We start from the raw sequence: 15,875 nt of genomic DNA, 5'->3' as shown, positions 1-15,875 counted from the left end.
ATATCAAAGGTAGGTGTAAAATGACCGATCTGAATGAAAAACTGGCCAGCGCATGGCAAGGCTTTAGCAAAGGTGAATGGCAGGATGGAGTTAACGTTCGTGACTTCATTCAGAAAAACTACACGCCGTATGAAGGTGACGAATCCTTCCTGGCGGGCGCTACCGCAGCGACGACTGAGCTGTGGAATGAAGTCATGGAAGGCGTCAAGCTGGAAAACCGCACCCATGCGCCGGTTGATTTTGATACCAACCTGGCATCGACCATCACCTCCCACGATGCAGGCTATATCAATAAGAGCCTGGAAAAAATCGTTGGTCTGCAAACCGATGCTCCGTTGAAACGTGCGCTGATCCCATTCGGCGGTATCAAAATGATTGAAGGTTCCTGCAAAGCGTATAACCGCGAGCTGGATCCTCAGTTGAAAAAAATCTTTACCGAATATCGTAAAACCCATAACCAGGGCGTGTTTGACGTTTATACGCCGGACATCCTGCGCTGCCGTAAATCCGGCGTGCTGACCGGTCTGCCGGACGCCTATGGCCGTGGTCGTATCATCGGTGACTACCGTCGCGTTGCGCTGTACGGTATTGACTTCCTGATGAAAGACAAATTCGCCCAGTTCGCTTCTCTGCAGCCAAAACTGGAAAGCGGCGAAGATCTGGAAGCCACTATCCGTCTGCGTGAAGAAATTGCCGAACAGCACCGCGCGCTTGGCCAACTGAAAGAAATGGCCGCTAAATACGGTTGCGACATTTCTCGCCCGGCGACCAACGCTCAAGAAGCGGTACAGTGGACTTACTTCGGCTATCTGGCTGCGGTGAAATCACAGAACGGCGCCGCCATGTCCTTCGGTCGTGTTTCCACCTTCCTGGATATCTACATCGAACGTGACCTGGCCGCTGGCAAAATCAATGAAGAACAAGCTCAGGAACTGATTGACCACCTGGTCATGAAACTGCGTATGGTTCGTTTCCTGCGTACTCCTGAATATGATGAACTGTTCTCCGGCGACCCGATTTGGGCAACCGAATCTCTGGGTGGTATGGGTCTGGACGGCCGTACGCTGGTTAGCAAAAACAGCTTCCGCTTCCTGAACACCCTGTACACCATGGGGCCGTCTCCGGAACCGAACATCACCATCCTGTGGTCTGAAAAACTGCCGTTGAACTTCAAAAAATTCGCGGCGAAAGTCTCCATCGATACATCTTCTCTGCAATATGAAAACGATGATTTGATGCGTCCGGACTTCAACAGCGACGATTACGCGATTGCCTGCTGCGTCAGCCCGATGGTTGTGGGTAAACAAATGCAGTTCTTCGGCGCCCGCGCCAACCTGGCTAAAACCATGCTGTATGCCATCAACGGCGGCGTGGATGAAAAAATGAAGATGCAGGTTGGTCCGAAATCCGAACCGATCAAGAGCGAATACCTGAACTTCGACGAAGTTCTGGAACGCATGGATCACTTCATGGATTGGCTGGCCAAACAGTACGTCACCGCGCTGAACGTCATTCACTACATGCATGACAAATACAGCTACGAAGCCGTACTGATGGCGCTGCACGATCGTGATGTATACCGCACCATGGCTTGTGGTATCGCCGGTCTGTCCGTTGCTGCCGACTCCCTGTCCGCCATCAAATACGCCAAAGTTAAACCAATCCGTGACGAAGACGGCCTGGCTATCGACTTTGACATCGAAGGCGAATATCCGCAGTTCGGTAACAACGACCCGCGCGTTGATGAACTGGCATGCGACCTGGTTGAACGCTTCATGAAGAAAATTCAGAAGCTGCATACCTACCGCAACGCCGTACCGACTCAGTCCGTTCTTACCATCACTTCCAACGTGGTATACGGTAAGAAAACCGGTAACACGCCTGATGGACGCCGTGCTGGCGCGCCGTTCGGTCCTGGCGCCAACCCGATGCACGGTCGTGACCAGAAAGGCGCCGTCGCCTCTCTGACTTCCGTTGCGAAACTGCCGTTCGCCTACGCGAAAGATGGTATCTCTTATACCTTCTCCATCGTACCGAATGCGCTGGGTAAAGATGACGATGTTCGTAAGGCCAACCTTGCCGGTCTGATGGATGGTTACTTTCACCATGAAACCGCCAACATCGAAGGTGGTCAGCATCTGAACGTCAACGTGATGAACCGTGAAATGCTGCTTGATGCGATGGAAAACCCGGAAAAATATCCGCAGTTGACCATCCGTGTATCTGGTTATGCAGTGCGTTTCAACTCACTGACTAAAGAACAACAGCAGGATGTAATCACCCGTACTTTCACTCAGTCAATCTAACTAATTTCCCTGACTGATTGAAAAGGCGTAAAATAAAGGCTCCACGCATGTGGGGCCTTTTTCTCGCCTCGCGTAACGTTAAATCGTAGCATTAAAATCTGTTTTGCCAGCCACCTATCTCAACACGACGCCGTAGATGGTAGATGACTGGCAAAACAGATTCGCAGCATAGCCGTACAATGTGTTCTATCACCATTGTGAAAGACACGCCGTCTGTTCTCTTATGACTGCGCTTACAAAGACCGCTATTGTTCGGTCAAACCTGGAGAAAATCCTGCAATGTCAGTAACTGGTCGCATCCACTCTTTTGAATCCTGCGGTACTGTAGATGGCCCGGGCATCCGCTTTATCGTTTTCTTTCAAGGCTGCCTGATGCGCTGCCTGTATTGCCATAACCGAGACACCTGGGACACGCATGCCGGTAAGGAAATTACGGTAGAAGAATTGATGAAAGAGGTCGTGACTTACCGCCATTTCATGAACGCATCGGGCGGCGGCGTCACCGCATCCGGCGGGGAAGCGATTCTGCAAGCCGAATTTGTACGTGATTGGTTTCGCGCCTGTCATGCGGAAGGGATCAACACCTGTCTGGATACCAACGGCTTTGTGCGCCGCTATGAGCCGGTGATTGATGAGCTTCTGGACGTCACCGATTTGGTTATGCTCGATCTAAAGCAGATGAACGACGATATCCATCAAAACCTGGTTGGCGTATCGAACCATCGAACCCTCGACTTCGCCCGCTATCTGGCGAAGCGTAACCAACGTACCTGGATACGTTATGTCGTCGTTCCCGGCTGGTCCGATGATGACAAATCTGCCCATATGCTCGGCGAATTCACCCAAAATATGTCGAATATAGAAAAAATCGAACTCCTTCCCTATCACGAGCTGGGTAAACACAAGTGGATAGCAATGGGTGAAGAGTACAAACTTGACGGCGTTAAACCGCCGCAAGCAGAGACAATGGAACGCGTAAAATCAATCCTTGAAGGTTACGGCCATAAGGTGATGTATTAATTCAAGCGAAAGAACTCTCGTTCGTGATCGATTAGCGCATTGAAATGAGCAGGCCGAAGGAAACTCCGGCCTGTTTGTCATTTTGGCTCAGGCAGCCGCCAGCGGTTTCGGATGATGATCGGCCTTTTTCAGCAGCATCACCAGATAGCACAGCGATACCACGGCGATAAGGACAAACAACAGGCGATCGGAGTACGTTTGCATCAATATCGCCGCTAAACTAGGACCGCTCAGGCTCCCAAGAGTATAGCTCAGCAGCAGCGCCTGATTCATGGCAACCAGCTCGTCAGGGCGGACTTTTTCACATGCCCATGACATAGCGACAGGGTATAACGTAAACCCGGCGCATCCCAAGACAAATAATCCCGGAACCATGGCATAGCGACTGGCGCTCAGCATGGCAAGACAGCCGATCACTACGGCAAAGGCCAGCACTCGCAGAACCAGCAAACGTCCGTACCGGTCTGCCATGCGTCCGACTGGCCACTGTCCGACAATGCCGGCGCTAATCAGCAATGCCATCCAGTATCCGACCCGCGCGTCGCTCATACCCTGATGAGAAAGGTAAAGCGGCATTAATCCATACAGCGAACCCAGGATAACGCCGGAGATCACACAGCCGTGAACCCCTAACCGGGCATGGCGGTATTTCAGCATCTTCCAGATACGGACTTTGTGTTCTTGCTTTATCGGCGCGGGAATATGCGCAAACAGTAACGGCAATATGCCCAGAATAATTAACGCCACGGCCCAGGGTAAAACGCTCAACAGCTCTGTCGATACCATACCCAGCAGCAACTGCCCCATTACGCTGCCAAAGTAATAGGCCATCATATATGAGGCCAAAAGCTGGCCTCTATGCGTAGATGAGCCGCTACAAAGCAATGCGCTTTCAACCACGACCCAAATTAATGCGCAACCCACGCCGGCCAGAAAGCGCCAGAACAGCCAGCTCCATAAATTGACAGAAATACCCAACCCGGCAGTGGCTATGCCGAATAGCAGCGCGGCGAAATAATAGCTGCGATTGAATCCATAATGCCTGATTAATTTGCCGGCGAATAATGTTCCGACCAGATTCCCGCCGAAATAAGACGACCCGACGAACCCCACCTGCCAGGTAGGAAGCTGCTGATAACTTAGCCAAATAGGCACCAACGTATTTAATACGGCAATACAAATAGTCAGCAGCAAAAGGCCGCAGAGCAATAAAAGCACTGGGCGAGAGTAAGCAGACATAATGAAATGGATAACCAAACAACCAGAAAAGAGTGAGCGCATCATGCCACTGCGTATTTAAAAGTCAATCAGGGCAATATGAGTTACTGATGCTTATTTTTTCATTGATTTAAATAATTAATCGAACAGAGCAACCAACGGATAGTTATTGCCACAAAACAATATATATCCTTATGATTTTAAATAAATTTATCGGACAAATACACTCATCGGGTCGTAATCAAATTGAAATGAAGACGCTTTATTGATTAAAAAATATTGCCGTATTACTGCATAAAAAAAAGCGCCTAACGGCGCTTTTTTATAAGGCTAAAAACTTACTCAACCAATAAATTCCAGACCGCCCATATAAGGACGCAGCACTTCAGGTATTTCGATCCGGCCGTCCGCCTGCTGATAGTTTTCCAGCACGGCAACCAGCGTACGGCCGACAGCCAAACCTGAACCGTTCAATGTATGCACCAAACGGGTTTTCTTATCGCTCTTACTGCGGCAACGCGCCTGCATGCGCCGTGCCTGGAAATCCCACATGTTGGAGCAGGAAGAGATTTCACGATAGGTATCCTGCGCAGGCAACCAGACTTCCAAGTCATAAGTTTTACAGGAACCGAACCCCATATCTCCCGTACACAGCAATACCTTACGGTACGGCAACTTCAGCAACTGCAATACGGTTTCAGCATGTGAGGTCAACTCTTCCAGCGCCTGCATGGAATCTTCGGGCCGAACAATCTGTACCAGCTCGACTTTGTCAAACTGGTGCATACGAATCAAACCGCGGGTATCACGGCCATAAGACCCGGCTTCCGAACGAAAACATGGCGTATGGGCCGTCATCTTCAGCGGTAACGACTCCTCTTCCAGAATTTCGTCACGCACCAGGTTAGTCAATGGGACTTCGGCCGTTGGAATCAAAGCATAGTTGCTGGTATCCGCTTCTTCACTTAGCGGCTTGGTATGAAACAGATCTTCGCCGAATTTCGGCAATTGACCGGTACCGTACAGGGTTGCATGGTTAACCAGGTAAGGAACATACGCCTCCTGATAGCCATGCTGTTGCGTATGCAAATCCAGCATGAATTGAGAGAGGGCTCGGTGCAGGCGGGCGATCGGCCCTTTCATTACGACAAAACGAGCGCCGGCCAACTTCACGCCGGCGGCAAAATCGACCCCATTGGCCATCTCGCCGAGTTCCACATGATCGCGTACCGGGAAGTCGAACTTGCGGGGTTCGCCCCAGCGGCTAACCTCTTTGTTATCGTTTTCATCTTTACCGAGGGGAACGGCATCATCAGGCAAATTGGGAATAGTCAGCGCGATTTCACGGATGGCATTTTGCAGTTGATCCAGCTCCGACTTGGCAGCATCCAGCTTCTCACCCAACGCGTTAACTTCGCGGCGCAACGGCTCAATATCTTCGCCACGGGCTTTTGCCGCACCAATCTCTTTCGATCGGGAATTACGTTCCGCCTGCAGATTTTCGGTTTCCACCTGTAAAACTTTACGACGTTCTTCCTGCTTACGCAGGGTATCAACATCCAGTTTAAAACCTCTACGAGCCTGTAGCTTTTCGGCGACTGCGTCTAGCTCATTACGCAGTAAATTGGGATCGAGCATGCTAATCCTGTGCTTATGATTATCAAATGAAATATTGTCGTACACGGCGCATCATCAACGCGGCCGGGTGCCAGAAATTGTCACCGTTAACCTTACCGCAACGCTTAGTTCAGCGGTAGCGTTTTGTCGGGCTATTTTGATCCTGGGCAGCGAGCCAGGCGAGCTTTTCACCAATTTTGCCCTCAAGCCCGCGCGCCGACGGCACGTAATACTGCGTTTCCGCCATTTCGGGCGGGAAATAGTTTTCCCCGGCGGCATAAGCATTGGGTTCATCATGGGCATAACGATACTCTGCGCCCAGCCCCATCTCTTTCATCAGACGGGTCGGCGCATTGCGCAGATGTTCCGGTACATCGAAATCGGGCTTTTCGCGCGCATCCTGCATGGCGGCTTTAAACGCCTTATACACGGCATTGCTTTTCGGCGCGCAGGCCAGATACACAATCGCCTGAGCGATAGCCCGCTCGCCTTCCGCCGGGCCGACGCGGGTAAAACAGTCCCAGGCGGCAATCGCCACCTGCATGCCGCGAGGATCGGCATTGCCAACGTCTTCAGAAGCGATAGCTAATAAACGCCGGGCGACATAGAGCGGGTCGCCTCCTGCGGTAATAATGCGCGCATACCAATATAGCGCCGCATCCGGCGCGGACCCCCGCACCGACTTATGCAGCGCCGAGATTAGATCGTAATAGCGATCGCCTTTGTTATCAAAACGAGCGCTGCGTTCGCCAGAGACTTCTTTCAACAGATCGGGCGTTAACGTGCGTACGCCCTGCGCGTCAACCTCCGCCATATCAGCCATCATTTCCAGGCTGTTCAGGGCCCTGCGAGCATCTCCGTTAACCAGCTCGGCCAGCATGCGCCGAGTTTCATCAGGCAAAACGATATTCTGTCCGCCGTAGCCCCGCTGGCCGTCGTTCATCGCCTGCTGCAGAACTTGTTCAATATCTTCCGCGGTAAGCGCTTTTAGTAAGTACACCCTGGCGCGGGATAACAGTGCCGAATTGAGTTCGAATGAAGGGTTTTCGGTCGTGGCGCCGATAAAAGTGATCGTCCCATCCTCGATATGCGGTAAAAACGCATCTTGCTGGCTTTTATTGAAACGATGGACTTCATCGACAAACAAAATCGTTCGACGGCCAGCATGACGATTTTGCCGCGCCCGTTCAATAGCCTCGCGGATCTCTTTTATCCCTGACGTCACCGCCGAAATACGCTCAACGTCGGCTTGACCGTAATGACCGATTAGTTCTGCCAGCGTTGTTTTCCCTGTTCCCGGCGGCCCCCATAGAATCATGGAGTGGAGCTGTCCAGCCATAATCGCTCTCGGCAATGGTTTACCGGCGCCTAGAATATGCTGTTGCCCAATATACTGCTCCAGCGTTGCCGGCCGCATACGGGCGGCAAGCGGCTGGAACTCATTACGGGAAAAATCAAGTGACAGATTACTCACCTGGACCTCACTGACGCTGATCGTCCAACGTTACGCCTTTCGGCGGAGTAAAGGTAAATTTTGCTGAATCAACCGCGCTATTCTGCTGATTCTTCAGCACATAGGTACTGCGTTGCCCGTCCTGCTCGGTGGCGATGAACTGTTTGATGGTGCCGTTGTTCGTTACGCTGATGGCGAATTGCTTAAGATTGCCATTGGCTGATTTGGGAGTCAGTTCAAAATCGTCGCCTTTTTGCTTCACCTCATACTTGCGCCAGTCGCTGGCGTCGTTACGGGCGATCAGCATAAATGGCGTATTACCCGTCGCATCCTTTAACCAGGTAGCGGTGACCTGCTCGACAAACGGGTTGTAGAACCAGAGCGTTTTGCCATCAGAAACCAAGACGCTTTCATCCGGCGATGTCGTTTGCCAATTGAACAAATTGGGCCGCTTCAACCACAGTTCGCCTTCACCTTCCTGCACCGCGGCGCCATCAGCGCTTGTTACCGTTTGGCTAAAGCTGGCATGAAAACTGTTTACCTTACTGAGACGGCTTTGCAAATCACTGGCGGCATCTGCATATACTGCGGTTGATATGACCCCCGACGCCAGACAACAGGCGGCTAACCATTTCTTCATCATACAAAAATCCTTTGAATTTCCCGACATCACAGCAACTGCCGTGAAGAAATCAGACTCGCTGCGTAGTCAATACTTTAGCTGAACCCGCTCAAACAGAGATAGGCGAATTGTCTGCTAATTGCGACGTTTACGCATCTTTGCACAAGGGCCGCGGATGCGGCCCTTGATGGCGTCACTCCATCGGCGGCGGAGCCAACACTTCACGGTTGCCGTTATGCCCTGGCGAACTGACGATACCTTGCGCTTCCATCTGCTCCACTATGCGCGCGGCACGGTTATAGCCGATACGGAATTGGCGCTGTACGCCGGAAATAGAAGCTCGGCGTTTATCCACAACGAAAGCAACGGCCTGATCGAACAGCGGATCGAGCTCTTCATCGCCATCCAGACCAAGGCTTCCGCCTTCCCCGTCGTCGCCACCGCTGACGATATTGTCAATATATTGTGGCCGTCCGCGGGCTTTCCAATCCTGAACAACGGCATGGACTTCCTGATCGCGCACAAAAGCGCCATGCACACGCACCGGTATTGAAGAGTTGGGAGCCATATACAGCATATCCCCCATCCCCAACAGGGATTCCGCGCCGCCCTGATCAAGAATGGTTCGCGAGTCGATCTTGCTGGATACCGTAAACGCGATACGGGTCGGGATATTGGCCTTAATCAAGCCGGTGATCACATCCACGGAAGGACGCTGGGTCGCCAACACCAGATGAATACCCGCGGCGCGGGCCTTCTGCGCCAGCCGGGCGATAAGCTCTTCAACCTTCTTGCCCACCGCCATCATCAAGTCAGCGAACTCATCCACCATAACAACGATATAAGGCAGTTTTTCCAGAACCGGCGGCGTCATATCCATACTGTCGGTTGGCTTCCAGAACGGATCGGGAATCGGACGTCCCATCTCGTTCGCTTCCATCACCCGCTCGTTATACCCGGCAAGGTTACGAACGCCAAGCGCCGACATCAGCTTATAACGACGCTCCATTTCACCAACGCACCAACGCAATGCGTTAGCGGCATCCTTCATATCAGTGACGACTTCCGTTAACAGATGCGGAATGCCTTCGTAAACGGAAAGCTCCAGCATTTTCGGGTCGATCATGATAAAGCGCACTTCTTCAGGTGTCGCCTTATACAACATGCTGATGATCATCGCGTTGACGCCGACTGATTTACCGGAGCCGGTCGTACCGGCCACCAGTAAATGCGGCATTTTCGCCAGATCGGCCACCACGGGCTGTCCGGCGATATCCTTACCCAGCACAATGGCCAGCGGCGAAGGATTATCACGAAACTTGGCGCAATCCAGCACTTCCCGCAGATAAACGGTTTGACGATGCTTGTTGGGCAATTCCAGCCCCACATAAGGCTTGCCTGGAATCACCTCGACAATACGCACGGCGACAACCGACAGCGAACGCGCCAAATCGCGAGACAGGTTGGAAATTCGGGCCGCTTTCACCCCCGGCGCCAAATCCAGTTCAAAACGGGTAATCACCGGGCCGGGATAGTGATCGACGACTTCGGCTTTTACCCGATAATCACTCAGGCGCGCCTCAATCAGACGCGCGGTCTGCTCAAGCGCAAAATTATCCACCGGCGCCTCACTCGCAGGCGGCGGGGTCAGCAAATCCAACGTAGGCATCGGCGTCGTCGGCTTTTGCAAAGGCTGATCGTTGCGCACCAAAAATGGATGAATAAGGCTATCCATGATCGATTGACGCGCCGCGGGCGCCTGTCCATCCGGCGAGGGAGCATCGCTATCATCCGGCGATGCCGTCTGAACCGGCTGATGCGGATTGACCGCCTGGTTAACGTTGTGCGCCGGCGCGACATCGTGACTCGTAGGAGCCGGAGCCGTCGTCGATTCCAGCGGCGTAAACAAAGGTTCGCTTGGGCCTTCGTCGACCAAATCGGCCAAAGGAGAAATGCCGAATATCGGGTTGCCGGACGACAGATCGGATAATGCGGCCCGATCCAGCGTCGGTTCGTGCTTCTCCGATCGGTGTTCATCTTCCATGCCATAACGCGTCTGCTGCCGGGCGGCAAAATCTTTCGCCAATTGAGCCTGCATTAATGCGTCTTCATCTTCTTCCTGCAAAGGATACCCTTCGCCGTAGCGCTGACGCTGCTGCGCAATATACTCTTGCTGTAACGCCGCCTCCTGCCGGGCGATATCGTCCTGGGTTACCTCATCATATAATGAAGTGCCGTCCGTATCGCTCTGTGCCTGCGACGCCTTAGCCTGCTGCTCGGCTAACCGTTGCGACGGCAATTTAATGCCGTAGGAAGCCAGTTCCCGACGCGTAGGAATACGAACTGGGTTCGGCCGGGGCAATTCCGGCCCAACGCCTTGTTTAACCTGCGGGTTATCATTTTCATCGGCGCTGAAGGCCGGCATAAACGTATTATTCGCCTTGAATGCCGTATCCGCGTTTTCCGATGTATCAGGCGGCGTCACGCGGGGCGCCCGATCGATAGGTTGTTCAACCTGCGGCTGCGAAATCGGCGGCGTATCCGCGCTGCCGTATGGATGATAGGCATCGGCGTTGTTGTCATGGGCCGACGGCGCGGACTCGGGAACTTCAAAAGAATAGAGCGGCGGATTGAGCGTTGAAGACGCATCAATCTGCTGTTGAACGACTGGCTGCACAGGCTCCGCCGTGTTAGCATGCTGCGCGTCCACCGTCATTGATTCTGCGGGAATTGACTCCGGCGATGCCTGTGGCGTAGACAAGACCGCCCTGTCATCGCGCTCTTCCGCGTCGGCGTCGGCAATCGCCCCGGTTACCGAAGGCGCGGAGAGCAACACATCGTCATCAAGCTCCTCCGCCGTAACCGCTCCAGGCGAATGTTCCCGATTATCGGCGTCATCCGGCGATAATGCTTCCGGTTCGTTATCGCTACGCGAGCGATTGGACATAAACGTCAGACAGCCCAATACCGCCGCGCCTATTTTTTCCGCAATAGTCAGCCATGACCAGCCGGTAAACAGCGTCAGCCCCGCAGCCCAGACGCACAGTAAAATCAGCGTGGCGCCCATGCTATTAAATCGAGGCGTCATCGCGCTGCTTAACAAACTCCCCAAAACTCCGCCGGAAGCGAAATAGTAGAGGTCGTCAATATTCAGCGCGGCCAAGCCGCATGAAGTAAGAATTAACGCCAGCGTGCCAATGAGACGCAACGAAAAGGTAAAGTAGTCAACCGTATTTTGATTATCGCGCTGGCGAAATGCCGACCAGCACAGACACAGCATAATCGGCGGAATAGCATAAGCCAGAACGCCAAAAATAAAGAACAGGGTATCCGCCAGCCAGGCGCCCGCCACCCCGCCCAAATTGTGGATAGGCTCATGCCATGCGGTCTGAGACCAACTGGGATCGGACGGGCTGAAACTGAGTAACGCGACGCCGAGATAAACGGCAAAGAGCGCCACAACGATCAAAATCGCTTCAAGTAAACGGCGCGTACCGCTGAGTTTCCTCAGGGTAATGACTTTATCTTCTGTATATTCCTGGCTCAAGAGTCTCTCCAGGGTTCCTGTAAAAGGTTATGACAAAACGCCGAGGAAAACCCGGCGCTGAAACTGTATAAATTCACAGGAGTGTAGCTGAATTTATCGGGTTTTGCACCCATGCAATTATCGGGTCTTAATGACCAGACGATTGCTTTGTTTGACTTCTTCCATCACCACATAGGTGCGGGTGTCGTTCACGCCCGGCAGCCGAAGCAGCGTCTCGCCCAGCAGCTTACGATAGGCGGACATATCCGGCACGCGGGTTTTCAACAGATAGTCAAAATCACCGGAAACCAGATGACACTCCTGAATTTCTTCAAGTTTTTGCACCGCTGAATTGAACTGTTCAAACACGTCGGGCGCGCCGCGGTTTAGCGTTATCTCAACGAAAACCAGTAACGATGCGTCCAGATAGTGTGGATTCAGCAACGCGGTATAGCCATTAATAAAACCCTGCCGTTCCAGACGGCGCACACGTTCCAGACAAGGCGTCGGCGATAAGCCGACCCGTTTGGAAAGTTCAACGTTTGAAATGCGCCCGTCTTTTTGCAATTCGTTCAGGATATTGCGATCGATACGATCGAGATCTTTTCCTGGCCGTTTTTTAGTATCTACCATTATTATTGTCTCTCTTCATTCTTCCCTGCTCCTGCTACACTCCGACCAACTTCAATGTATCAGAGCCACCCTTAAAGAAGACCCGCAGCCTATTTCGTATGTCAACGCCATTGGCTCTTACGTCGCTATCCGTCATCGCTATGCGCTATTAGCAAAATATCAGGCCAGGCAAAAGCGATTTATCCGTGGCTCAATGACCAGCCAGACAGGCAACGAATAAAAAGCCGAGCTTTTAACTATTCACATACAAAAAATTTCCTCTTACTTAGATGTTTTCGCAAAAGCGCAGCGGATTGTCAAAGTAAAACAACTAAAATCAGAAGAAAGTACCAAATTTAATAAGGAGGAGCAGGTTTCCGGGTCTCTTCCAGTCATTTTTCTTATGAATATAGCTGATCTATCAGCCATTTATTCATGCCATCGCCGTTAACGATTAAACAAATAGCTAACAACTTCGCCACACACTTTTTTTACTCAGGTAATTTCCTTACAATCACCGTCATTGTCCGTTGTCGTGAAATGAGGAACGCATGGGTACCGTTAAACACCACAAGTTATTGATTCTGGGTTCAGGCCCGGCTGGCTACACTGCCGCGATTTACGCTGCTCGGGCGAATTTAAATCCGGTACTCATTACCGGGATGGAAAAAGGCGGCCAGTTAACCACCACCACCGAAGTGGAAAACTGGCCTGGCGACGCAGAAGATTTAACCGGTCCTCTGCTTATGGAACGCATGCATACTCACGCGGAGAAGTTCAATACCGAAATCGTATTCGACCACATCCAGCGCGTTGATTTGCAAACTCGGCCGTTCCGTCTTTTTGGCGATAGCGATGAATACAGCTGCGATGCGCTGATTATTGCAACCGGCGCATCCGCACGCTATTTAGGCCTGCCTTCCGAAGAAGCGTTTAAGGGGAAAGGCGTGTCTGCCTGCGCCACCTGCGACGGATTCTTTTACCGCAACCAGAAGGTCGCCGTGGTCGGCGGGGTAATACCGCCGTTGAAGAAGCGTTGTATCTTTCCAACATTGCGGCTGAAGTACATCTGATCCATCGCCGTGATAGCTTCCGTTCAGAAAAAATTCTGATCGACCGGCTGATGGATAAAGTAAAAAACGGCAATATCATTCTGCATACCGACCGTACGCTTGATGAAGTCCTCGGTGATGAGATGGGCGTAACCGGCGTGCGCTTGCGCGATACCCGTACAGACGCCACCGAAGAGTTGGAACTGGCCGGCGTCTTCATCGCCATCGGCCATAGCCCGAATACCGCGGTATTCGGCGGTCAGCTCGAACTGGAAAATGGCTACATCAAGGTGCAATCAGGTATTCATGGCAATGCGACCCAGACCAGCATTCCCGGCGTCTTCGCCGCCGGCGATGTGATGGATCATATTTATCGTCAGGCGATCACGTCCGCCGGCACCGGCTGCATGGCCGCCCTTGACGCCGAACGCTATCTGGACGGATTAACGTCCGCCAAATAACAGCGCCTTACCATTCGGGAAGGAACCTCCGTCCCGAATGGTTATCCCCTCCCCTATCCCACGCAAAAATTGATCATCCCCAGCCTTTTCGTTTGCAGAGCGCTTTTGTCGAGGTAACATGACGGCATTCTGAGCATCGGCGGACATGGCTTGTTAAATTACGGTTATATAAGCGTAATTTTCCGTCGACAAATCCTCTTCTGAGAGCGAACTGGCACCCGATGAAAAAAAACCGACAGCAAGAACTCACTCACTGGCTGAAACAACAAAGCAAACTGGCCCGGCGCTGGTTGCGGCTCTCGCTGTTACTTGGTTTTTTGAGTGGGATACTGATTGTCGCGCAGGCATGGCTATTAGCGTCTCTGTTACATGCCTTGATTATTGAGCACACGCCGCGCGATGCCCTGCTTTCATCCTTTCTGCTGCTTATCGCAACCTTTGTATTGCGGGCGCTAAATAGTTTGCTACGCGAACAGGTCGGCTTTATGTGCGGGAAAGCCGTGCGCCAGCAAATCCGTAATTTGGTATTAGACCGGTTGCAGCAATTAGGCCCGGCCTGGGTCCAGGGGAAACCCGCGGGAAGCTGGGCCACCATGATTCTGGAGCAGATTGAGGATATGCAGGACTACTACTCCCGCTATCTTCCTCAGATGTATCTTGCGGCCTTAATTCCGCTGCTTATTCTGATCGCCATCTTCCCAATCAATTGGGCCGCTGGTCTTATCCTACTGTTGACCGCACCGCTGATCCCTCTATTTATGGCGCTGGTTGGCATGGGCGCCGCCGACGCCAACCGCCGTAATTTCCTGGCGCTGGCGCGTTTGAGCGGTCATTTTCTTGACCGGCTGCGCGGGTTAGAAACCCTGCGGCTGTTCAATCGCGGCCGCGCGGAGACGGAACAGATCAGCAGAGCCTCCGAAGATTTCCGCAGCCGCACCATGGAAGTCCTGCGTATGGCTTTTCTTTCCTCTGGCGTGCTGGAATTTTTCGCCTCGATTTCTATTGCCGTTGTCGCCGTTTACTTTGGTTTTTCCTATCTGGGAGAACTGAATTTCGGGCATTACGGCGTCGGCGTAACGCTGTTTGCAGGATTTTTGGTCTTGATCCTGGCGCCCGAGTTTTTTCAACCGTTGCGCGATTTAGGCACGTTTTATCATGCCAAAGCTCAGGCCGTTGGCGCGGCAGAGGCGCTGGTGTCCTTTCTGGCTGCCGAAGGCGAAACGGTTGGCTTTGGCGAACGTGAGTTCAACAGTAACGGCGCCATTGAAATCCAGGCCGCCGATCTGGTCATTCTGGCGCCCGACGGCACTCCGCTGACGCAGCCGTTAACTTTTACCGTAGACGCCGGCAAACGCGTCGCAGTGGTTGGCGTTAGCGGTGCGGGGAAGAGTTCTTTACTGAATGTGCTGCTTGGCTTCCTGCCTTATCGCGGCTCTCTGAGCGTTAATGGCGTTGAGTTGAATACCTTGTCTTCGGAATCGTGGCGGCGGCAGTTAAGCTGGGTAGGACAAAATCCCCATCTGCCGGAACAAAGTCTGCGATCCAATATCCTGCTGGGAAAACCGCAGGCAACGGAGGACGAACTACGGCAGGCCATTGAACGGGCATACGTGCACGAATTTCTGCCGCAACTGCCGCAGGGGCTGGATACGAACATCGGCGACGGCGCGGCGCGTCTTTCCGTCGGCCAGGCGCAGCGCGTCGCGGTGGCCCGGGCGCTTATCAGTCCGTGCAATTTGTTACTGCTTGACGAACCCGCCGCCAGTCTGGATGCCAATAGCGAGCAGCGGATAATGAAAGCATTAAGCGATGCGGCGCGTAATCAGACAACGCTGTTAGTCACCCATCAATTAAACGACACCATCGATTACGACGTTATTTGGGTGATGGATAACGGCCGGTTAGTGCAACAGGGGAGCTATCAGGCGCTCAGTACTCAGCCCGGCGCGTTTGCCGCGTTGATGGCCCAACGTCAAGGAGATCTGTAA

General features: G+C 52.6%; 8 protein-coding genes and 3 pseudogenes. 4 read left to right on the top strand and 7 right to left on the bottom strand.

The annotated features are described in order from the left end of the window. The first annotated feature begins 20 nt into the window (after positions 1-20). Together pflB and pflA are read left to right on the top strand one after the other, a co-directional pair. On the top strand, positions 21-2,306 hold the full coding sequence (gene pflB / locus HC231_RS09180) for a formate C-acetyltransferase (RefSeq protein WP_208230698.1): 2,286 nt from the start codon (positions 21-23) through the stop codon (positions 2,304-2,306). Between the two features lie 279 nt (positions 2,307-2,585). After that, entirely contained in the window at positions 2,586-3,326 is a 741-nt protein-coding gene (pflA, locus tag HC231_RS09175) for a pyruvate formate lyase 1-activating protein (RefSeq protein WP_208230697.1), read from the top strand. Between the two features lie 87 nt (positions 3,327-3,413). Here pflA and HC231_RS09170 read toward each other — a convergent pair whose 3' ends face one another. The 7 genes and pseudogenes from HC231_RS09170 to lrp form a co-directional block, all read right to left on the bottom strand. Next, positions 3,414-4,565: an MFS transporter gene (locus HC231_RS09170; protein ID WP_208230695.1), complete on the bottom strand. Its 1,152-nt coding sequence runs from the start codon at positions 4,563-4,565 to the stop codon at positions 3,414-3,416. 321 nt (positions 4,566-4,886) lie between these two features. After that, positions 4,887-6,182: a serine--tRNA ligase gene (serS, locus tag HC231_RS09165; RefSeq protein WP_208230694.1), complete on the bottom strand. Its 1,296-nt coding sequence runs from the start codon at positions 6,180-6,182 to the stop codon at positions 4,887-4,889. A gap of 109 nt (positions 6,183-6,291) precedes the next feature. Beyond that, positions 6,292-7,635, bottom strand: coding sequence for a replication-associated recombination protein A (locus HC231_RS09160; protein ID WP_208230693.1), 1,344 nt, complete (start codon positions 7,633-7,635; stop codon positions 6,292-6,294). 7 nt (positions 7,636-7,642) lie between these two features. Beyond that, entirely contained in the window at positions 7,643-8,254 is a 612-nt protein-coding gene (lolA, locus tag HC231_RS09155) for an outer membrane lipoprotein periplasmic chaperone LolA (RefSeq protein ID WP_208231276.1), read from the bottom strand. Positions 8,255-8,429: 175 nt separating this feature from the next. Further along, positions 8,430-10,457, bottom strand: a pseudogene (locus tag HC231_RS24370) (DNA translocase FtsK); the annotation flags it as partial. Positions 10,458-11,270: 813 nt separating this feature from the next. Continuing rightward, positions 11,271-11,696: pseudogene (locus tag HC231_RS24365) on the bottom strand (DNA translocase FtsK 4TM domain-containing protein); the annotation flags it as partial. A 204-nt stretch (positions 11,697-11,900) separates the two neighbouring features. Continuing rightward, positions 11,901-12,395, bottom strand: coding sequence for a leucine-responsive transcriptional regulator Lrp (lrp, locus tag HC231_RS09145; RefSeq protein WP_005967536.1), 495 nt, complete (start codon positions 12,393-12,395; stop codon positions 11,901-11,903). Between the two features lie 530 nt (positions 12,396-12,925). On the opposite strand from lrp, the pseudogene trxB reads away from it, so the two are divergent. Beyond that, positions 12,926-13,887, top strand: a pseudogene (gene trxB, locus HC231_RS09140) (thioredoxin-disulfide reductase). 221 nt (positions 13,888-14,108) lie between these two features. After that, positions 14,109-15,875 carry a heme ABC transporter permease/ATP-binding protein CydD gene (gene cydD, locus HC231_RS09135; RefSeq protein ID WP_208230690.1) on the top strand — a complete coding sequence of 589 codons (1,767 nt, stop codon included), beginning with the start codon at positions 14,109-14,111 and terminating at the stop codon, positions 15,873-15,875.

Source organism: Brenneria izadpanahii, from assembly GCF_017569925.1.
GTDB lineage: Bacteria > Pseudomonadota > Gammaproteobacteria > Enterobacterales > Enterobacteriaceae > Brenneria > Brenneria izadpanahii.
This window is presented reverse-complemented; position numbering and strand designations above follow the sequence as displayed.

Bases quoted from the DNA above. Each gene is read 5' to 3' on its own strand.
- HC231_RS09170 (WP_208230695.1), bottom strand. From the start codon at position 4,565: ATGTCTGCTTACTCTCGCCCAGTGCTTTTATTGCTCTGCGGCCTTTTG.
- pflA (WP_208230697.1), top strand. From the start codon at position 2,586: ATGTCAGTAACTGGTCGCATCCACTCTTTTGAATCCTGCGGTACTGTA.
- pflB (WP_208230698.1), top strand. From the start codon at position 21: ATGACCGATCTGAATGAAAAACTGGCCAGCGCATGGCAAGGCTTTAGC.
- cydD (WP_208230690.1), top strand. From the start codon at position 14,109: ATGAAAAAAAACCGACAGCAAGAACTCACTCACTGGCTGAAACAACAA.
- lolA (WP_208231276.1), bottom strand. From the start codon at position 8,254: ATGAAGAAATGGTTAGCCGCCTGTTGTCTGGCGTCGGGGGTCATATCA.
- serS (WP_208230694.1), bottom strand. From the start codon at position 6,182: ATGCTCGATCCCAATTTACTGCGTAATGAGCTAGACGCAGTCGCCGAA.
- lrp (WP_005967536.1), bottom strand. From the start codon at position 12,395: ATGGTAGATACTAAAAAACGGCCAGGAAAAGATCTCGATCGTATCGAT.